Annotated in this window: 20 protein-coding genes; 13 read left to right on the top strand and 7 right to left on the bottom strand. The window is 62.7% G+C overall.

The features are described from left to right. Positions 1–14 precede the first annotated feature (14 nt). Positions 15–416, top strand: a complete 402-nt coding sequence (locus B5525_RS31480) for a VOC family protein (RefSeq protein ID WP_079569544.1) — start codon at positions 15–17, stop codon at positions 414–416. A 329-nt stretch (positions 417–745) separates the two neighbouring features. On the opposite strand, the gene B5525_RS31485 is transcribed toward B5525_RS31480, so the two are convergent. Continuing rightward, complete coding sequence (locus B5525_RS31485; protein WP_079569545.1) at positions 746–1471, bottom strand: Spy/CpxP family protein refolding chaperone; 726 nt, start codon at positions 1469–1471, stop codon at positions 746–748. Positions 1472–1966: 495 nt separating this feature from the next. On the opposite strand from B5525_RS31485, the gene B5525_RS31490 reads away from it, so the two are divergent. From B5525_RS31490 to B5525_RS31520, 7 genes are all read left to right on the top strand, one after another. Then, entirely contained in the window at positions 1967–3307 is a 1341-nt protein-coding gene (locus B5525_RS31490) for an ABC transporter substrate-binding protein (RefSeq protein ID WP_079569547.1), read from the top strand. A gap of 136 nt (positions 3308–3443) precedes the next feature. Continuing rightward, complete coding sequence (locus B5525_RS31495) at positions 3444–4382, top strand: carbohydrate ABC transporter permease (protein WP_079574037.1); 939 nt, start codon at positions 3444–3446, stop codon at positions 4380–4382. Continuing rightward, positions 4382–5296, top strand: a complete 915-nt coding sequence (locus B5525_RS31500; protein WP_079569548.1) for a carbohydrate ABC transporter permease — start codon at positions 4382–4384, stop codon at positions 5294–5296. The genes B5525_RS31495 and B5525_RS31500 overlap by 1 nt, the downstream gene beginning before the upstream one ends. A 5-nt stretch (positions 5297–5301) precedes the next feature. After that, positions 5302–6402 carry an ABC transporter ATP-binding protein gene (locus B5525_RS31505; RefSeq protein ID WP_079574039.1) on the top strand — a complete coding sequence of 367 codons (1101 nt, stop codon included), beginning with the start codon at positions 5302–5304 and terminating at the stop codon, positions 6400–6402. A gap of 41 nt (positions 6403–6443) precedes the next feature. Then, complete coding sequence (locus tag B5525_RS31510) at positions 6444–7433, top strand: hydroxyacid dehydrogenase (protein ID WP_079569550.1); 990 nt, start codon at positions 6444–6446, stop codon at positions 7431–7433. Positions 7434–7497: 64 nt separating this feature from the next. Next, the gene (locus B5525_RS31515; protein ID WP_079569551.1) at positions 7498–8922 is read left to right on the top strand and encodes an amidase; all 1425 of its coding nucleotides are present in this window, start codon (positions 7498–7500) and stop codon (positions 8920–8922) included. A 104-nt stretch (positions 8923–9026) separates the two neighbouring features. Next, on the top strand, positions 9027–9428 hold the full coding sequence (locus tag B5525_RS31520) for a hypothetical protein (protein WP_079569553.1): 402 nt from the start codon (positions 9027–9029) through the stop codon (positions 9426–9428). Positions 9429–9466: 38 nt separating this feature from the next. Here B5525_RS31520 and B5525_RS31525 read toward each other — a convergent pair whose 3' ends face one another. Next, entirely contained in the window at positions 9467–9979 is a 513-nt protein-coding gene (locus B5525_RS31525) for a DUF1993 domain-containing protein (RefSeq protein WP_244567655.1), read from the bottom strand. Positions 9980–10172: 193 nt separating this feature from the next. On the opposite strand from B5525_RS31525, the gene B5525_RS31530 reads away from it, so the two are divergent. Together B5525_RS31530 and B5525_RS31535 are read left to right on the top strand one after the other, a co-directional pair. Next, the gene (locus B5525_RS31530) at positions 10173–10949 is read left to right on the top strand and encodes a transporter substrate-binding domain-containing protein (protein ID WP_244567656.1); all 777 of its coding nucleotides are present in this window, start codon (positions 10173–10175) and stop codon (positions 10947–10949) included. A 177-nt stretch (positions 10950–11126) separates the two neighbouring features. After that, complete coding sequence (locus B5525_RS31535) at positions 11127–11918, top strand: DUF2147 domain-containing protein (protein WP_079574043.1); 792 nt, start codon at positions 11127–11129, stop codon at positions 11916–11918. A gap of 147 nt (positions 11919–12065) precedes the next feature. On the opposite strand, the gene B5525_RS31540 is transcribed toward B5525_RS31535, so the two are convergent. Beyond that, positions 12066–12470, bottom strand: coding sequence for a (R)-mandelonitrile lyase (locus tag B5525_RS31540; RefSeq protein WP_079569556.1), 405 nt, complete (start codon positions 12468–12470; stop codon positions 12066–12068). Positions 12471–12515: 45 nt separating this feature from the next. Beyond that, positions 12516–13214, bottom strand: coding sequence for a ribonuclease activity regulator RraA (locus B5525_RS31545; protein ID WP_079569557.1), 699 nt, complete (start codon positions 13212–13214; stop codon positions 12516–12518). Positions 13215–13435: 221 nt separating this feature from the next. Between B5525_RS31545 and pxpB the strand changes: the two genes are divergently transcribed. The 3 genes from pxpB to B5525_RS31560 are packed head-to-tail and all read left to right on the top strand — an operon-like array spanning position 13436 to position 16043. Continuing rightward, complete coding sequence (gene pxpB, locus B5525_RS31550; protein ID WP_079569559.1) at positions 13436–14167, top strand: 5-oxoprolinase subunit PxpB; 732 nt, start codon at positions 13436–13438, stop codon at positions 14165–14167. Further along, complete coding sequence (locus tag B5525_RS31555) at positions 14164–15216, top strand: biotin-dependent carboxyltransferase family protein (RefSeq protein WP_079569560.1); 1053 nt, start codon at positions 14164–14166, stop codon at positions 15214–15216. The genes pxpB and B5525_RS31555 overlap by 4 nt, the downstream gene beginning before the upstream one ends. A 56-nt stretch (positions 15217–15272) precedes the next feature. Further along, the gene (locus B5525_RS31560; RefSeq protein ID WP_079569562.1) at positions 15273–16043 is read left to right on the top strand and encodes a LamB/YcsF family protein; all 771 of its coding nucleotides are present in this window, start codon (positions 15273–15275) and stop codon (positions 16041–16043) included. A 10-nt stretch (positions 16044–16053) separates the two neighbouring features. Here the strand turns inward: B5525_RS31560 and B5525_RS45585 are convergent, their stop codons facing one another. From B5525_RS45585 to B5525_RS31570, 3 genes are all read right to left on the bottom strand, one after another. After that, positions 16054–16206 (bottom strand): hypothetical protein, encoded by a 153-nt coding sequence (locus B5525_RS45585; protein WP_172900015.1) that lies wholly within the window; start codon positions 16204–16206, stop codon positions 16054–16056. A gap of 176 nt (positions 16207–16382) precedes the next feature. Then, complete coding sequence (locus B5525_RS31565; protein WP_079569563.1) at positions 16383–17990, bottom strand: sulfite reductase subunit alpha; 1608 nt, start codon at positions 17988–17990, stop codon at positions 16383–16385. Beyond that, on the bottom strand, positions 17987–19774 hold the full coding sequence (locus B5525_RS31570) for a NirA family protein (protein ID WP_079569565.1): 1788 nt from the start codon (positions 19772–19774) through the stop codon (positions 17987–17989). The genes B5525_RS31565 and B5525_RS31570 overlap by 4 nt, the downstream gene beginning before the upstream one ends. Between the last annotated feature and the right edge of the window lie 65 nt (positions 19775–19839).

A 19839-nucleotide genomic window follows, 5' to 3' on the forward strand; every position in this document is an offset into this window, starting at 1 on the left:
CAAGGAGAAAAACGATGCCACTAGGCACTCTGCAACATTACACCATCGAGCCCTCCGATCTGGAAAAGACCAAGGATTTCTATTGCGACGTGCTGGGGCTGGAGAACGGCGACCGTCCGCCGCTCGATTTCCCGGGCTACTGGCTCTATTCCGGCGGCATCGCCACGGTCCATCTGATGGGTACGCGCAAGCCGCGCGACGGCATCGTGGTACGCGGCACCGATAAGAAATATGACGATACCGGCCGTCTCGACCATATTGCCTTTGCCGCGACCGATGTTGACGGCGTCCGCAAGCGCCTGCAATCCAGGAACGTCAAATTCCGCGAAAGCATCGTGCCGCGCACCGGCGATACGCAATTCTTCCTCTACGATCCCGACGGGGTCGGCGTGGAGCTGAACTTCCCCAAGGCGTAAGCCGCCGTTAGCTTCGAAGGTCCGTGATCACCGCGCCCTTCGGGCGATGCCTGACCCGTGTGCGGATTGTGGTCCAAAGAGCACATCGGCCAACATTGTTCACGGATTTCGCGAGTAACCGCCCAGTTCCCGAAGAGGCCATAAGCCCGCCATCTCTCGGGCACGAAGCGGCCAGCGTTTCCTCAATTTTGAGTGAGGAATAGAAGGGCCGCGCCGCTGCGGCAGGATAGCCGGGTGCTGGGCCTTCCACCTACCCCAGGGCACACGTACCCGGCTATTCGCGGCGCCGATGCACGTGCATCGGCGGACGCTGCTGAGCGAGTCGGAGCCTAGTCGAGCCCGCGCTCGTGACTGAGGCGAACCATTTCCTCGATAAAGAGCTGCTTTTGCTTGTCGCTGAGGCTTGCGAACAACGGCTCCGCCGCATCGGCGACGTTGCGCTGGTCGACCGCGCGGTCGTTGAGGAACTGGGCTTCATTGCGCATCTGCTCGATGATGTCGTCGGGCGGATCGCGCTTGGCACGCGCAATTCGCAAGTTGAGACGGTCGGCGCCATTGTGGCCGAGATAGTGCATCGCGCTGCTGAAGCCGGCCCAGTTCTTTTCCTGCTCGGGTGTGAGATTGAGCTCGGCCTTGATCCGGTCGATATTCTGATCGCTGTTGGCGACGATCTGTTCGGCCGTCAGCTGCGGCTGGCCCTGCTCCTGGGTCAGCACGGCTGCCTGCTTCGTGCCCTTTCCGCCCTTGGCGGCTTTCGCATTTTTCGACCCGCTGCCCTGCTTGGTAGCATCGGGGCCACTTGCCGCAGGCGCGGCCTGCTCGTTCTTGCCGACACCAAGCACACCAGTGAAGACGCCGACCACACCGCCGATCGCGCCGCCGAGCACGCCGCCCACGGGTCCGGCAGCCTTGTTGCCAGCTGCCGCTCCCTGCTGAACGCCTTGAACCACCTGCGCGTCGCCCAGGGAAGGCGCACCGAAAAGCATGACGACAACGGCCCCGAACACAAGGCGCCATGTCGAACGCGCTCGCGCTGTCGGTGTCAGGCTGATCATTTATTTAGTCTCCATAGTCAATTCTGATCTGCTGGCGAAGCTTTCGGAAGGTGACAAGAATCCTGCCACCCTATCTCGACACTATCGTTTTCGGACCGCACGAGTCCACCGTGCCCCGCCCTCGCCGCACAGGGGAAAATGTTGCCGCGAGAGCCAGTTACGCGAAACTCTAAACAGGACTGCGGCGGTATCGCGCAGCCATCTTCACTGCTAGCCGATTCATCGCCAGCCGACATCGATGTGTGCGCCGCAATATTCGAATTGCCGCCTCATGGATGCATCACGCCCGGGAACCGCCGCCGCCGCTCCCGGACTCAACGTTAGTTCTAGAGTCCCGCACCCGCTGATTTCTCGACAGACGCCGGCAATTCTGATCTGATCGTCGCAGCGAAATCTTCGCGACCCCGCAATTTTCGGCACCGGGCCAGACGAAGAAATAAGAACAACAATCACATTATTGCCTCACCACGATTGGCTCACCAGGGAGGGAACGCCATGTCACGGAGGAAGCTTTCTCGACGGCAATTCGTAACGGCTACCGCGCTGACGTCCGCGGCACTTATCACCGCGCCCTATGTTCGGGGCGCGTATGCGGCCGGCAAACTGACGATGGGCTTCTGGGATCATTGGGTGCCCAACGCCAACAAGGCCTCCACCGACCTCGTCAACGAGTGGGCTGCCAAGGAAAAGGTCGAGGTTTCCATCGACTACATCACGAGCCAGGGCAACAAGGACCTCTTGACCATCGCAGCCGAAGCGCAAGCGAAGTCAGGCCACGATATCCTCAGGATGCCGACCTGGTGGCCGCACGCCAATTCTGACCTGCTGGAGCCCGTGAACGACATCATGGACCCGATTATCAGGGAGAACGGCGCCGTGAACGGCACCGTCACCTATCTCGGCCAGTTGGACGGCAAGTGGATGGGCGTTCCCTCCTGCATCGGCAGCCAGATCAAGGGTCCCTGCTCCCGCATCGACCTGATGAAGAAATACGCCAACATCGACGTGCAGGCGATGTATCCGGCGGGCGCGGAGCCCAAAGCGGACAATTGGACATTGGATACCTTCCTCAAGGCGGCTGAAGCCTGCCACAAGGGCGGCTTTCCCTTCGGCATCGGACTCGGCGAGACCACTGACTCGGTCGATACCGCCGGCGCGATCTTCGAGTCGTTCGGTGCCAGGCTCGTCGATGCCAAGGGCAACGTGACGGTCAAGACGGACGAGGTGCGGCAGGCGCTGGAATTCTACAAGAAGCTGATTGCCTTCCTGCCGCCGGATGTGGCGGCCTGGGACGACGCCTCAAACAACAAGTGGCTGATCTCCGGCAAGGGCGCGATGATCATGAATCCGCCGAGCGCGTGGGCGGTGGCCAAGCGCGACGCGCCGCTGGTCGCCGAGCAGTGCTGGACGCACGGCTTCCCCTCCGGGCCAAAGGGCCGTTTCGCACCGTTCCTGCCCAATTTTTGGACGATATGGAATTTCTCCAAGAACAAGGAAGCCGCAAAGAGCTTGCTCGTGCACCTCTCGAAACCTTCATCGATCGAGAAACTGGTTGAGGCCAGCGGCGGCTATGACCTGCCCGCGTTCGAAAAGCTGACCACACTGAAGACCTGGGCGGAGGCAGAGCCGCCGAAGGGTACCCTCTATCACTACCCCAATCCGTACAACCATCAGAAGCTGTCGATCGCGGCTTCGCCGGCGCCGCCCAAGGTGGCGCAGCAGATCTACGCGCAGGCAACGCTGACCAAGATGTGCCTCCGTTATTACCAGGGCGAAGCGATGGAAAACACGCTGGCCTGGGCGGAAGGCGAGTGCGAAGGCTTCATGCGGAGCTGAGGATCAAGGAGTTCGCTGCAGCGTCCGTGCCAATCGCCGGCCGCTGCAGCGGATCCGCCATATCACATAAGAAGAGCGGGAGCCGGCATGACCACCGGCTACTCGACCTGAGATCAAACCCGCGAGGAAGATGCTCATGGTTGATGTCGCATTTCAGCCGACAAGTGTTACCCGCGTTGCGGGCACGCACAAGCGCTCCAGTTTGCACACTGCGCTGAAGCGGAAATCGACTGCGGCATTCCTGATGACGCTGCCGCTGATATTGTTGATCGTAATTCTGGTGCTATACCCGGCGTTCTATTCGCTGCATCTGGCGACGCTGAACAAGTCGATGCAGCGCTTCGTCGGCCTCGGCAATTTCGAATTCCTGTTCAAGCGCGACACCTTCTGGCTGGTGGTGAAGCAGTCCTGCATCTTCGCCATCACGGCCGTCGTCTTCAAGGCGCTGATCGGTTTCATCGTCGCGCATTTCGTTCACAACATTCCCGCCAAGGGCCAGCGCAAGTGGCGCGGCATGCTGCTGGTGCCGTGGGTGATTCCGCCGGCGATGAGCACGCTGGCGTGGCTGTGGCTGTTCGATCCCTCCTACAGTGCCTTCAACTATACCCTGTCATTTTTCGGCATCGGACCGATCCCCTGGACCGGCGACCCCGGCTGGGCCCGCTTCTCGGTCATTCTGGTCAACATCTGGTACGGCGCGCCGTTCTTCATGATCATGTACCTGGCCTCGCTGAAATCGGTGCCCGAACAGCTCTATGAGGCCGCCGCGATCGACGGCGCCAACTGGTGGCAGCGCATCTGGTACGTGACCTTGCCGATGATGCGCAACATCATCGCAATCACCACGCTGTTCTCCCTCATCGTCACCTTCGCCAATTTCGACATCGTGCGAATTCTGACCGCCGGCGGGCCGCTCGATCACACCCATATCTTCGCGACCTGGGCTTTCCGGGTAGGCATCGAGGGCAGCGACATCCCGCTCGGCGCCAGCGTCTCGCTGTTCATGGTGCCGATCCTCGCCGTCGCGGCGATCTTCATCCTGCGCGATGTCAACAAACGCGGGAACGAAGCCTGATGACAAGCACAATCGTAATCGACAAGGCCGCGCCCTCCCGTAACGTGAAATATGGCAGCATGAGCCGCGACCGCACCTGGGCGCTGCGGTGGTCCTACTTCTTTCTCACGCTGTTTGCGATCTTCTCGCTGGTGCCGCCGCTCTACATGCTGATCACCTCGCTCAAGGGCAGCGCGGAGATTTCGGCGGCGACCAATCCGTGGTGGGTGTTCCATCCGACCCTGTCCAACTACGCCGAACTGCTGACGTCGAACCAGTATTTGCGGTTCTTCCTGAACTCCGCGATGGTTTCGATCTTCGTCGTGACCATCACGATGCTGATCAGTGTGCCGGCCGCGTTCGCGCTGGCCAGGATGCGGTTTTGGGGCTCGGCGACGCTGGCGACCGGCGTTTTCCTCACTTACCTCATTCCCGACAGCCTGCTGTTCATTCCGCTGTTCAAGATGTTCGCCGTCATCGGCGACTGGACCGGAATCCAGCTGATCAACAGGTGGTACGTCCTGTTGTTCATCTATCCCACCCTCACGGTGCCATTCTGCACCTGGATCATGATCGGCTATTTCGCCTCGATCCCGAAGGAGCTCGACGAGGCCGCCATCATCGATGGCGCGTCTTGGTTCCAAACCCTGACGCGGATCTTCATTCCGGTGGCGCTGCCGGGCCTGATCGCCGCCACCATCTTCGCCTTCACGGTGTCCTGGGCGCAATTCCTCTATCCCCTGGTGTTTACGACATCGACCGATCAGCAGGTGCTGCCCGTCGGCATCATCACCACCTTGATCAAGGGCGACGTCTTCAACTGGGGACAGATCATGACGGGCGCCTTGCTCGGCGCAGCACCTCCTCTCATCATCTACGCATTCCTGATGGACTACTACATTGCCGGGCTGACTGCCGGCGCCACAAAGGGTTGATGCTCATGGCTGACGTGACGTTGCGTAAGGTTATCAAGCGCTACGACGAGGTAGAGGCGGTGCGCGGCATCGATCTCGACATTGCCGACCATGAGTTCGTGGTGCTGGTCGGGCCGTCTGGTTGCGGCAAGTCGACCACGCTGCGAATGATCGCAGGGCTCGAGGACATCACCGACGGCGACATCATGATCGGCGGCGACGTCGTTAACGACGTGCCGCCGAAGGACCGCGACATCGCCATGGTGTTCCAGAACTACGCACTTTATCCGCATATGACGGTCGCGGAGAACATGTCGTTCGGCCTGCGGCTGAAGCATTATCCGAAAGCCGAGATCACGAGCCGGGTCACCGAAGCCGCCCGCATGCTCGACATCACCGACCTGATCGACCGCAAGCCGAAGCAGTTGTCCGGCGGCCAGCGCCAGCGGGTGGCGATGGGGCGCGCCATCGTACGCAACCCGAAAGTGTTTCTGTTTGACGAACCGCTATCCAACCTCGACGCCAAGCTTCGCGTCCAGATGCGGATCGAGATCAAGAAGGTGCACCAGAAGGTCCGCACCACGACGGTCTATGTCACCCACGACCAGGTCGAGGCGATGACGCTCGCCGACCGGGTCGTGGTGATGAACCATGGCCGCATCGAGCAGATCGGAACGCCCAACGATCTATATCACCACCCGGCGACGCGCTTTGTGGCCGGCTTCATCGGCTCGCCGGCGATGAATTTCGTCCCCTGCCGGCTCGAAGAGGCCGGCGGCAAACTGAACATCCGCCTGACCGACCGGATCGCGTTCCCGCTGCCGCCGGCTCGCGCGGCGCGATATCAGAACATTGCGCGAAACGAGAAATTGCTGCTGGGCCTGCGGCCGGAGCATATCAGCGAAGCCAAAATGCATCCCGAGCCCGGGGTGGAAGCCTTCGACGCGGTACTGGATGTCACCGAGCCGATGGGGATGGAGACGCTGATCTATTTCACGCTCGAAGGCGCGCAGATCTGCGGGCGGGTCAATCCCAATGCCGGTGCACGCGACGGCGGCCCGCTTCGATTGGCAGTAGACCTCAACAATATGCACCTGCTAAACGAGGGCACCGGCGTCGTCCTTTGACGGCCGCACAACAAGAAAAGCCAGGGGCTGGGCAGGACTGAATGACGACCAACAAGAAGAAAATTTTCGTCACCGAATCGATGTCGCAGCAAGGGCGGGTTCTGTTGAAGGCGCGGGACGACATCGAACTCGTTGAATTCCCCAACATGATCTCGGCCAGGGATTTCGAGGCCCTGCTGCGGGAGCAGGCGCCGGTCCATGGCGTGGCGCTCGGCGCCACTCGTTTCGGTGAACCCGAACTCGAGGCTTCCAGGGACATGAAGGTGGTGACCCGGATCGGCGTCGGCTACGACGCCGTCGACGTCCCTGCCCTGAGCCGCCGCAAGATCCCGCTGATGGTGGCGGGCGCCGCCAATTCGCCGTCGGTCGCCGAGCAGGCGCTGTTCATGATGCTGACGCTGGCCAAGCGCGCCGTGGAAATGCATTCGATCGTCAAGAACGGCAAATGGGCGCATCGTTTGGGCATGCTGCCCTACGATCTCTTCGGCAAGACGGTGCTGATCATCGGCTTCGGCCGCATTGGCACCCGCACCGCCAAGCGCTGTCTTGCCATGGAAATGAACGTCCTGATCTACGATCCCTACAAATCTGCCGCCGAGATCAAGGCGGCGGGCTGCGAGGGGATCGGCGATCTCGACGCGGCGCTGCCGCGCGCCGACTTCGTCAGCATCCACTGCCCGAAGACGCCGGAGACGGTCGGGATGTTCAATGCGGCGCGATTGAAGCGCATGAAACCCACCGCCTATCTAATCAACACCGCGCGCGGCGGGATCGTCGACGAGAAAGCGCTCTACGAAGCGCTGGTGTCGGGGCAACTGGCGGGCGCGGGCCTCGACGTGTTCGAGCAGGAGCCGCCGCCGGCGGGCCACTCCCTGTTCGAACTCCCCAACGTGATCATGGCTCCGCATGTCGCCGGCGTCACGCGGGAGGCGGTCGACCGGATGAGCGAGCAGACCGCGCGCAACATCCTTAGCGCGCTCGACGGCGAGCCGATCAGGCAGAACGTCATCAATCAGGACGTGCTCGGCTGATTGCTTTTTGAGTTTTCGCCGCTAACTTCGCCGGCTTCGGGGCTTCGGGGCGGCAGGTACGAATATGGCTTTCAAGGAATATGGCAATTACGACGCGGTCGGGCTCGCCGAACTCGTCCGCAACAAGCAGGTCAGTCCTGGGGAATTGCTGGACGAAGCCGTCGCCCGCACCGCCAAGGTCGATCCGCAGATCAATGCGGTGGTCGTAAAGCACTATGATTATGCGGAGCGGCAAATCGAAAAGGGACTTCCGGACGGTCCCTTCACCGGCGTGCCGTTTTTGCTGAAGGATCTCGATCTGCTCGAGGGCACGCGAACCACTTTCGGCGCCAGCATCTACAAGGACGATGTCGCCGACCACACCGGTACCCTGGCCGGACGGTTCCTCAGGGCCGGCGTCACCATCTTCGGCAAGAGCGCCAGTCCGGAATTCGGCCTCATGCCGACCACGGAGTCGCGCCTGCATGGTCCGACCCGCAATCCCTGGAATCCCGCGCACTCCTCGGGCGGGTCGTCGGGCGGCGCGGCCGCGGCCGTGGCGGCGCGCATTCTGCCCGTCGCGCACGCCAGTGACGGCGGCGGCTCGATCCGGATTCCGGCATCCGCTTCCGGCGTGTTCGGATTGAAGCCGACCCGCGCCCGCAATCCGCTCGGCCCGGACCGTGGCGAAGGCTGGGGCGGCTTTTCCTGCGGCCATGTCGTGAGCATCAGCGTGCGCGACAGCGCGGCGATGCTCGACGCGGTCCACGGGCCGGAGCCGTCGAGCCCCTATGTCGCGCCACGGCCAGAGCGGCCGTTCCTCGATGAAGTCGGGCGCGATCCCGGCCGCCTGCGTATCGCATTTACCGACAAGTCGCCCTATGGCGACGCCATCGACCCCGAGATCGCGGCCGCGACGCGGGAAATCGCGGCCCTGCTTTCGGGCCTCGGCCATCATGTCGAGGAACGCGCGCCAGTGCTCGCTGCCGATCCATCCATGGTGATGGCGACTATCGTCTCGGCCAACACCGGCTTGAGTGTGCGGATGGCGGAGGCTCGTTTTGGCCGCGCCATGACCGACCGCGATTTCGAGACGCTGACGCTGGCAAGCGCCTACAACGCGCAAAAGCAGACCGCGACCGACTACGTGGCCGCGCAACTCAGCGCGTTCCAGATCTCACGTGCGCTCGCGACGTTCTTCGAGAACTGCGACGTGCTGCTGTGCCCGACGCTTTGCGCACCACCTTTGCGGATCGGCGAACTCGACACCATGGCGCAGGACTTGTCGGATATTGGTCCCATCTTGCGGCGCTATATGCCGGCAACCGCCATGTTCAATATGTCCGGCCAGCCGGCGATGTCGGTCCCGCTGGCGTGGAACCGCGCCGGACTCCCCCTCGGCATGATGTTCTCGGCGCGATTCGGCGATGAGGCAACGTTGCTGCGCCTGGCGGGGCAGTTCGAACAGGAGCGCCCCTGGAAGACTAGATTACCGCCCATTTGCGCCTAAATCGACCAAACTCGGCCTTATTCGGCAGCGACGGATAGAATATTGTTGCAAGACCCGGCGTTCATTTTTGCCGGTCTGTTGCGTATTTTTTTGGAGGCGGGAATTTGACCCAAAGCGATCCGACCGATAACGCGCTGGCAGCCATCGCCAGCATTCTCGATCACCCGGAATCTCACCGCGGGCCGGAAAAATCCGCGACCGACGATACGTCGATCGCGCCCGAGCAAAGCGCGGCCGATGGCTATTCCAGGCTTGGTCCCGGCCCTATGGCGGCGATCCGTTTCAAATGGACGGTGCGCCGAGCCGGCGATGACGAATATTACGTCGACGAGACCATCGGCGAAAACTCCGCGGCCGTGGTCACCGGCCCGATGTCGGGAGATGGCGCCGTGAAGCTCGTGAACGAGCGCGAGAGCGAAGCGCGGCAGCGCTTTGAGGCGCTCAGAAGCGAAATGACCGGCCGCAGCGCGGCGGCGAACCTGGTCCGCAAGGACGACGATATCTAGCGCTGGTCACCCCGAACGGATTATCGGCTATCCGGGAATTATTTCGGCGTTCCCAGAAAATCCTTCTTGGCGAGATCGACGCCGCAATGGCGCAGGATGTCGTAGGCCGTCGTAACGTGGAAGAAGAACTGCGGGACGCTGAACGTCAGCAGCAGCGAATGGCCGGTGAACTCCCGTGTCGCGCCGTTTTTGAAGGTGAAGACCACTTTCCTGTCGCCGGCTTCGTCGATCGCCGCCGGCTGCAGCCCTCGCATGAAGACGACCACGGTCGCGATGCGCGCCTTCAATTCGGCAATGTCTGGCTGGGTATCCGGAAATACCGGCGGCTCCACGCTGGCCAGCAGCGCACAGGCAAGAACCGCATGGCGGTTGGCTTCCCCCACCTGACGCGTGAGATTGTACATCGTAGGGGCGAGCCGCGCATCGAGCAGAATCGCGGGATCGATCTTTTTCGCCTCGGCGTAAGCGGCAGCGTGGTCAAGCAGATCGGACAGGTTGCCAAGAAACTGCGTAAAGACATCAACTGACAACTGGTGCAGTGAAATGCTCACCTTGCGATCCTCTTCCCGCCGCGAAGCCCGTGGGGATTGGAATAGCAGTCAACCCCCACCTTTCGCAACGAGGCATGGCCTTGCGGCCGACGGTGCGGTTTTGAAACCGGGCATTGCCGCGATATGATGCGGAAACGCACGCTGTGGCCCGCGGATTCCTCCGATGCCGCCTAGTGTATCCGGAGCATTCGCGATGGTTCGAATTCTGTCCTGTCTTACCGCTGCCTTGCTGTTGCTGGCGGCCTCGGCACAGGCCCAGCAAGCCTCCCGCCTCGACGACATCATCAAGCGGGGCAGCCTGCGCGTGGGTCTGACCGGCGACTATTTGCCGTTCAGTTCGCTGGACAAGGAAACCTCGAAGTTCCGCGGGTTCGACGTCGATATGGCGGAGGCGCTCGGCAAGGCGCTGGGTGTCAGGATCGAATATGTCCACACCGCCTGGCCGCAAATGACCAAGGATTTCGAAGCCGACAACTTCGATATCGCGATGGGCGGCGTCTCGATCACGCTCGACCGGCAGAAGAAGGGCCTGTTCTCCACGCCTATCATGCGCGAGGGCAAGACGCCGATCGCGCGCTGCGCCGACAAGACCAAATACGAGACCATCGCCGAGATCGACAAGCCCGGCACGCGCGTTATCGTCAATCCCGGCGGCACCAACGAACGCTTTGCCAGGGCCAACGTCAGGAACGCCGAAATCAAAGTCTGGAATGACAACGTCACGATCTTCGACGAGATCGCCAAGGGCGACGCGGACCTCATGATGACCGACGCGTCGGAGACCCGGTATCAGCAGAAGCTTCACCCCGGCGTGCTCTGCGCGCTGCATCCGGACAAGCCGTTCGATTTCGCCGAAAAGGCCTATTGGATGCAGCGCGACCCCGCGCTGAACGCCTTCGTCGACCAGTGGCTGCACATCGCCATGGAAGATGGCAGTTTCAGCAAGATCTACGCCGCCTGGTTTGAATAAATCGACTTTTCTCCAGCAATTGACCGCATTTGCGGCCCTCCATTAGACTGGGCTGCGAAGCCGTTGAACCAAAATCGCTAATCGACGACTCATATTCTGAAAGTGATGTAGGTCACGTTGCGTCGGATTGCCAAAGCGTAAGGTCGGATAGGGATTCCACCTGCTCAGGAGGTCATGATGAAGAAGCTGCTTGCTATCGCCGCGTTTCTGCTGGCGAGCACCGCTGCGCAGGCTCAGTACAGCTTCGAATATGGCGGGCGCACGATTCGCATCGATCCGGATCGCGGTACGGTTTCGATTCCGGGCGTCTACGACAACACTGGACGGCGAACCAAGCGCTCGCATAGCGATCAGGACGGCGATCGCCCGCGCAAGCAGACCCCGCAGCAGGCCAAGGTCGATCCGCAGGCGCCCGCCGCGGACCCGGCCGCGACCGAACAGGCGCCTGCGCCAACGAACACGCAAGGCCCGGCCTCAACGGCCACGGCGACCGTCACACCTGCAGATACCTCCACGACGACCGCTCCCCAGGCCATGCAACCTGCGGCCAGTGCACCCGCGCCCCAGGTTCAGCAGGACGCCGCTCCCGCCGCCAGACCGGCAGCCCCCGAGATGGTCGCCACGACCGCGCCGGCACCAACGCCGCCGGCATCAGCGGTTCAAGCGGCCAATTCGCCGCTCGGCGTGTGGCTGACCGAAGAAAAGGAAGGCAGGGTCAGGATCGAGCAATGCGGCGCCAACCTCTGCGGCTATTCCGTCGATTCCAATTCGAACCAGAACGGCGAGCAGGTCCTGATCAACATGAAGCCCGGCAAGGACTCCAAATGGAGTGGCCGAATTCTCGATCCCAATTCCGGCAGCACGTATGATTCGACGATCGCGCTGAAGGGGCCTGATACGCTTCGCGTTCAGGGCTGCGCCTTCGGCGGCATGTTCTGCGGCGGCCAGACCTGGAGCCGCGTGAACTGAGACTTCAGTTCTGATGGGATTGGAACCGAAGCTCTCTCTATCTCATGCTTGACGTGTTTTCTTTGGGCGAACCGGTGTATCCACCTCGCATCGAGTGCGGGGCAGGCTTTCACACGAGAAACGCCGTGGCCGAGGCAAGCGGCGCTACTACCCAACCTTCGCCGAATATTCCGCGTCGGTAACGGGCTCCATCCAGTCTGCGTAATTTCCGTCCAGCGATTCCTGCATCGCGATGTGGACCATGCCGGTGGTCGGCGCCCCGCCATGCCAGTGCTTTTCCCCCGGCGGAATCCAGACGACGTCGCCGGGCCGGATTTCGCGCACCGGTTCGCCGTGGGTCTGAACCCGGCCGACGCCCAAGATGACGTACAGCGTCTGGCCGAGCGGGTGCGAATGCCAATTCGTCCGCGCTCCCGGTTCGAACGCCACCCGGTTCGCGACCAGGCGCGCCGGCGCCGTGGCCGCGACGATCGGATCCTGCAGGACTGTGCCGGTGAAATATTCCTTAGGCGCCCGGCGGGTCGGCCGCGAGCCTGCGAGATGGATATCCATGGAGTTCCTCCTGCTGTGACGGACGCTGTTTCGCTTACGTCCTGATTATTTTTTCGACGCCGCGTAGCGCGCCTTGGTCTCGGCATTCATGGGATAGAGACCCGGCAGCACCGCGCCGGCCTTCACCTCGTCGACGATCCAGGCCTCCATGCGCTCCTGTTCGGCGCCTTCGGCCAGAACCAGATCGAGGAACGCCTGCGGGATCACCACGGCGCCATCCTGATCGGCGACGATGACGTCGTTCGGGAAGATCGCGACGCCGCCGCAGCCGATCGGTTCGCCCCAGCCGACGAAGGTCAGTCCGGCGACCGACGGCGGCGCCGCATAACCGTCGCACCACACCGGCAGCCCGGTGCCGAGCACGCCTTCGAGATCGCGCACCACGCCATCGGTTACCAAAGCGGCCACCCCGCGCTTGACCATGCGCGCGCACAGAATGTCGCCGAAGATGCCGGCGTCGGTGATGCCCATGGCGTCGACCACGGCGATGCAGCCCTCCGGCATGGCCTCGATCGCGGTCCTCGTCGAAATCGGCGACGACCAGGATTCCGGCGTCGCCAGATCCTCGCGCGCCGGCACGAAGCGCAGCGTGAAGGCCTGCCCGACCAGCCGCTTCTGTCCCGGCCGCAGCGGCCGCGCGCCCCGCATCCAGACGTTTCGCAGGCCCTTTTTGAGCAGGACCGTGGTGATGGTGGCGGTAGTTACACCGGACAACGTCTTGATCGCTTCTGGGGTCAGGGACATCGAAAACAGAACTCCGCTTAAGGGGAATGGTCGGGCCGGCGCATCTTGCGGGGCGCGGGCATCGCGTCAAGAGGCGTTGCCGGGCCTGGCCCGACGGGCTGCATTGCAATTGCGCATCAGCCCAATTTATCGCCGGCATGTCGATTAATTTATTGAACTTGCAGGCCCATTTGGTTCAGACGAATTCCACTTCGAAGCAAAACCGGCTAGTGTGGCAAGCCATGGCCGCGACGCTCTCCCCGCCCCGTATTCTGCCAAGTGGCGACAGCGCCATCACGGTCGAATTCAGCCGCAACATCGACGATGCCGCCAACCAGCGGGTATTGGCGCTCGACCGTACGCTGGCGAATGAGCCGGTCGCGGGTGTCACAGAGACGGTGCCGACCTATCGGTCGCTGCTGGTGCATTACGATCCCGGAGCGATCGATTTCGATACGCTCGGCGAGCAGCTTGTCGCGCTCGCGCAGCGGCCGGTTCCGCCGGCGACCAAGACGCGGCGCTGGCGCATCCCTGTCGTCTATGGCGGCGAGCACGGCATCGATCTGGAGGATGTCGCCAAGGCGCTTCGGACCACCCCGGACGATATCGTGGCGCGGCACGTCGCCGGCGACTACCGCGTCGCCATGATCGGCTTCACGCCCGGCTGGTCCTATCTCAGCGGGCTCGAGAAGTTCCTGCATATGCCACGCCGGCAAAATCCGCGGCTGTTGACCCCAGCCGGCACGATCTCGATCGGCGGCGTGCAGACCGGCGTGCAATGCCTGGCCGGTCCCAGCGGCTGGCATCTCCTGGGACGGACCGCGGTGAGGACCTATTTGCTGCATCGCGATCCGATCTTCCTGCTGGAGCCCGGCGACCGCGTGAAATTCTCTCCCGTGGACGTCAAGACATTTGCCGAACAAGACCGCGCCGCGGCGGGCGGCGAGATCGTCGCCGAGTTGATGGCGTCATGAGCAGACTTGTTGTTTCAACCATCGGACCGGCGAGTTCGGTGCAGGACGGCGGCCGCCACGGCGCCCAGCGCTACGGCCTGACGCCGAGCGGCGCGATGGACCCGCTCGCGCTCGTTGCCGCCAATACGCTGGCCGGAAACGCGGCCTTCGCCGCCGCGATCGAAATTGGTCCCTTCGGCGCCGCCTTTACGGCCCGCGAAGGCGCGGTGCGGGTTGCGCTCTCGGGAGCGCCGCGCGGCGCCGACATCGCGGGCCGCACGGTCGCCTCGGATACATCCATGACGCTTTCGGACGGCGAAACCCTGACGCTGGGTTTTGCCCGCGGCGGTGCGTTCAGCTATCTCGCGATCGAAGGCGGCATCGCGGGCGAGGCGATGTTCGGCAGCCTCGCGGTGAATGCCCGCGCCGGCCTCGGCAGCCCCTACCCGCGTCCGCTTCAGGCCGGCGACGAATTGCAGACGCAGGCTGCCAGAGGAGCCACTGAGCGGCGGATTGAGCTTCCCACCGTCGCGGACGGTCCGATCCGCGTGGTGTGGGGTCCGCAGGACGATGAATTCGGCGAGGAAGCCAGGGCCCTCTTTCTGGACAGCGAATGGAAGATCTCGGCGACCAGCGATCGCATGGGTTATCGCCTGGAAGGTCCGGCGATCAAACATCTGCACGGCCACAACATCGTCTCCGACGGCACGGTGAACGGCAGTATCCAGGTGCCCGGCAACGGTGCGCCGATCGTGCTGATGCCGGACCGCGGCACCAGCGGTGGCTATCCCAAGATCGCGACCTTGATCACGGCCGATCTCGGGCGGTTCGCGCAGACTCCAGCCGGCAAAGGCTTTCGGTTCAAGGCCGTGAGCATGGCGGAGGCGCAAGGCGAGGCGCGGAAGTTTGCGAAACTGCTGCGCACCCTGCCCGACCGGCTCCGCGCCATCGATAATTTCGATCTCAACATCGAGGCCCTCAGAGATGCTAACGTCGCGGGCAGCGCCGTCAGCGCGGTCGACGCCCGAACCTGGCAGGCGCCTTCCGCGGACGCGCTGGCGCAAGAATAACTGACAAGAATAACTGAAGCGACTAACGGAAGATCCACTCGCGCAAGGGGACAGACATGACCACCATCGATCTCAATTGCGATCTCGGCGAAAGTTTCGGGCCATGGGAAATGGGCAATGACGCCGCCATGATCGAACTCGCCACCTCCGTCAACATCGCCTGCGGCTATCATGCCGGCGATGCCGACATCATGCGCAAGACCGTGGAGCTTGCGAAGGCGCGCGGCGTCTCGATCGGCGCCCACCCCGGCTACCGCGATTTGCACGGGTTCGGCCGCCGGCCTTTTCCAGGCATGAAGCCATCCGAAATCGAGAACCTCGTCGCCTACCAGATCGGTGCGCTGCAGGCGATCGCGATTGCGGCCGGCCACAAGGTCACCCACGTCAAGGCGCACGGCGCGCTGTCGAACGTCGCCTGCGAGGACGACATGACCGCGAAGGCCATCGCCTCCGCCATCAAGGCAGTCGATCCCAATCTGGTGTTCGTCGTGCTCGCCAATTCGAAGCTGGTGCAGGCCGGCGAAGCCGCCAACTTGCCGATGGTGCACGAAGTGTTCGCCGACCGCGCTTACGAAGACGACGGTTCGCTGGTGTCGCGCCGCAAGCCCGGCGCGGTGCTGCACGACGCAAACAAGATCGCCGACCGTGTGGTGCGGATGGTGCAAGACGGCGCTGTCGTTTCAGTCACAGGAAAAGTGATAAAGATGCGCACCGACACCGTGTGCATTCATGGCGACACGCCGGGCGCGGTCGATATCGCCCGCGACCTTCGGCGGGCATTGAAGAATGCCGGCATTGACGTGGCACCGTTCAAGAAAGCGAATTAGCCGATCTACGTCAGAACGGGTGAATCGACAGGGAGCCAAACACCACGGCCGCGATGAGCGCGAACGCGCCGTACAGCGCAGCCGCATGGAACCCGTTTCCGGTTCGCTTGGACAGGGAACGCGCATAAAGATGCAAGCGGGCTTCCGCCGATAGTCCGCGCATGGCTGTTCTCCAACGTCCCATCAGCGATATTGGAATACGCTTCGGGGCCGGGCGCAAGACAACCCTGCAAATAGCGATATGAAAGCTTCGTGAGAGGCCAACCGGACTCAAAAATTCCCCAGAATGGATTCACGCAAGAATATTATTCGGCCCGATTTGATCCAACTGGAACCCGATCAATAGACATCCAGCTGGAACCGGCCCTTCTTCTTGAGTTCCCCGACAAACAGCACCGCCTCGTCGGTGGTCCGCGCGCCGAATTGCGCGACAATATCGACCAGCGCGCGCTCGACATCCTTCGCCATCCGCTTGGCGTCGCCGCAGACATAGATGTTGGCGCCTTCGGCCAGCCAGTTCCACAATTCGCGGCCGACCTCGCGCATGCGATCCTGCACGTAGAATTTCTTGTCGCCGTCGCGCGACCATGCCAGCGACAACCGTGTCAGCAGACCTGACGTCTTCAGCGCATTCAGTTCGTCTGAGTAGAAAAAGTCACATTCGCTGCGCTGATGGCCGAAGAACAGCCAGTTCTTGCCGGGCGCGCCGGTCGCCTTGCGGTCGAGCAGAAAGGCGCGGAACGGCGCGATGCCGGTACCGGGTCCGATCATGATGATCGGCACCTTCGCATCCTGCGGCAACGCGAAGCCGTGTGCCTTCTGCACATAGACCTTGAGCTGATCGCCAGGCTTGATGCGCTCGGCCAGGAAGGTCGAGGCCAGCCCCAGCCGTTTGCGCTTACCCACCACGTAGCGCACGCAATCGACGGTCAGCGACAATTTACCGGGCGTGGCATTGTGCGACGACGAGATCGAATAGAGCCGCGGCTGCAGCGGCTCCAGCGCTTCGACAAAAGCTTCGGGATGCGGGCGCACGCCGGAAAATTTCTGCAACGCGGCCATCACGTCCAGCGTCGCGGCATCGCCGTCGGGATCCTCGCCCTGCGCCAGCGCGCGCGCCTTCTCACGCTGCGCGCCACCGGTGATGAAGGAGATGAGTTCGAACAATGAATCCGGCGCGGGCGCCAGCGACACGTCTGATGTCAACGCTTCGCGCAGCGTCTTGCCTCTTACTTCGGTCAAATGCGACGCGCCGAGCAGCGCGATGATCTGATCGACATGGCCGAGATTGTTTTGCGCAAAAATGCCGAAGGAGTCGCCGACGACATAGTCGAGGCCACAGCCCGAGAGATCGAAATCGATGTGCCAGGTTTCCTTTTCCGATCCGGGCCTATTCAGGAGGCGGCGCGACAGGAACGTCGCCGCGACCGGATTGTCGCGCGATCGCCCGGGCTCCGCGGTGACTACCGGCGAGGCGGCGGCGGGCGCGAGCGCCGGGCTGGACGACGCGACCGGCGTCTTCTCCAGCTCCTCGTGCAGCGTCTTCAGCATCCGCGCGGTTTCCTTGCCGCCGGGAACGCAGAGATTGAGCCGCGCTTCTGCCTTGCTGGCGATCGCCTCGGAATAATCGTGGCAATTGTAGCCGCACTGGCCGCAATCCTGCTGCGCCATCGCCGCCATCATCCGCCTTCGCATGGGGCGGCCTTCCGCGAGCTTCATGCGCTCGGCGATCGGCATGGTCTGGTCGTGCCAGGGCGCTTCGCCGTCATCGCCATCGCTGCCCGAGCCTTGCAGCAAATTGGCGCCCTGCTCCGCCGACAAGGCCACGGGACCGTCGGTCGACAAAAGGCCGGCAAAGAACCCGTTGAGCCAGGAGCGCTGCGCTTCCGAAAACGGCGCGCTTGGAGGAATGATTTCGATCCTGGGCGGAGGCGTCATCTGGTTCATGTGGAAGCCTCTGCTTCTGCGAGTTGGCGCAAAGTTTCGCCGTCGTGGCGGCGCGCGAAGGTGAGAAAGGTTTCGTCCGGGGAAGCGCGATGTGCGAGATAAGCCTTCAACAGCTTCTCCACCGTCTTCGGCGCGTCCTCGGCCCTGAGGTCGTGATAGACCTCCTGCCCAACATCGGCATTCGGACCGAAGCCGCCGCCGGCGAACAGATGGTAGCCCTCGACGGTATCGTCCTCTTCGCCGACCGGGACCTTGGCGCCGATCAGGCCGATATCGCTGATGTAGTGCTGCGCGCAGGAATGGTGGCAGCCGGTGAGATGGATGTTGAGCGGCGTATTGATCTCGACGCGCGGCTCGCACCAGTCGCCGATCGCGGCGGCATGGCGCTTGGTGTCGGACGCTGCGAACTTGCAGCCAGCGTTCCCCGTGCAGGCAATCAGCCCGGCGCGGATTTGCGATGCGTTGGTTGAAAGCCCGATGGCTTCAATGGCCGCAACCGCCAATCCAACATTTTCATCGCGCACGCCCGGAATCAGGAGGTTCTGCCACACGGTCAATCGGATATCGCCGTCACCGAGATCGTGCGCGATCTTCGCCAGTCCATGCATTTGCTCACACGTCACCTTGCCGAGCGGCAGCGCGACGCCGATCCAGTTCAGGCCTTCCTGCTTCTGCTGGTGCACGCCGATATGCGCCATGCGGTCGAAGGCCGGGCGCGGCGCGAGCGCTTCGCCGGGCACGCGGGTCAGGGCCTGGCCGAGTTTTTCCTCGACGAGGGTGAGGAATTTTTCCATGCCCATGCCGTCGATGACGTATTTCAGCCGCGCCTTGAGCCGGTTGGTACGGTCGCCGAGATCAATGAACACACGCACGATGGCATCCGCGACCTTGGTCGCGTCCGCCGGCCGGACGATGATGCCGGTTTCCCTGGCAAAATCTTTGTGGCCAGTAATGCCGCCGATCCCCAGCCGGAACCAGATGCCGGGCTCGACGCCGAAGCCGTCATTCACCTCGATCGCGGCAAAGGCGATGTCGTTGGTATCCTCGAGCACGGCGATCTTGCCGGCGCCGTCGAAGGCGACGTTGAACTTGCGCGGCAGTCCCGTCAGCGAGCGGTCGTTGAGAATGTGATAGTGCCATTCGCGGGCGTATTCGCGGGTGTCGAGCAGTTCCTGCGGATCGATCCCGGCGGTCGGCGTGCCCGTGACATTGCGGATGTTGTCGGCGCCGGAGCCGCGCGAGCACAGGCCGAGATCCTGGATGCCCTCGATCAGAGCCACCGCATGCTTCGGCGGAATTTCGCGCACCTGCAGGTTGGCGCGGGTGGTGACGTGGCTAAACGGTCCGCACAGCCGCTCGGCGAGATCGGCCATGCCCGACAACTGCCAGTGCTTGAGGATACCGTTCGGGATCCTTAAGCGGCACATATAGGAATCCTGCGCCGGCGCGACATAGAACAGGCCGTAATAGCGCCAGCGGAAATTGTCCGCCGGTGACGGCGGCGCGTTGTCATGCGCCTGCTCTTTCAGCCGCGAATAGGCGTCGAACGGATGCTCGTCGCGTTTGAATTTTTCCTGGTCGGCGAGTTTCTTGCCGGAAGCCAAGACCTTGTCCTGCGCCTTGATATGCGCGGCCTCAGGTCCGCTCGGCTCGGCATTGCCTTTGCCGGCGCTGGCGCCGCCGAGGCCCCGCCCGACCTTGCTGATCTGCAAGCCCGTGGCGAACCCTTCGAGGTAGCGCTTTTGCTCGTCGCTAAAGTCGACTGAGAGTGGTTCGATTTTCATGTTGGGCGACGAAGCTCCTGCGGCCACGATCGGTGGCTTCAACGGGAAAGGGAAAGTGACCGCGT

The sequence above is a fragment of the Bradyrhizobium erythrophlei genome (assembly GCF_900129505.1).
GTDB classification, from domain to species: domain Bacteria; phylum Pseudomonadota; class Alphaproteobacteria; order Rhizobiales; family Xanthobacteraceae; genus Bradyrhizobium; species Bradyrhizobium erythrophlei_D.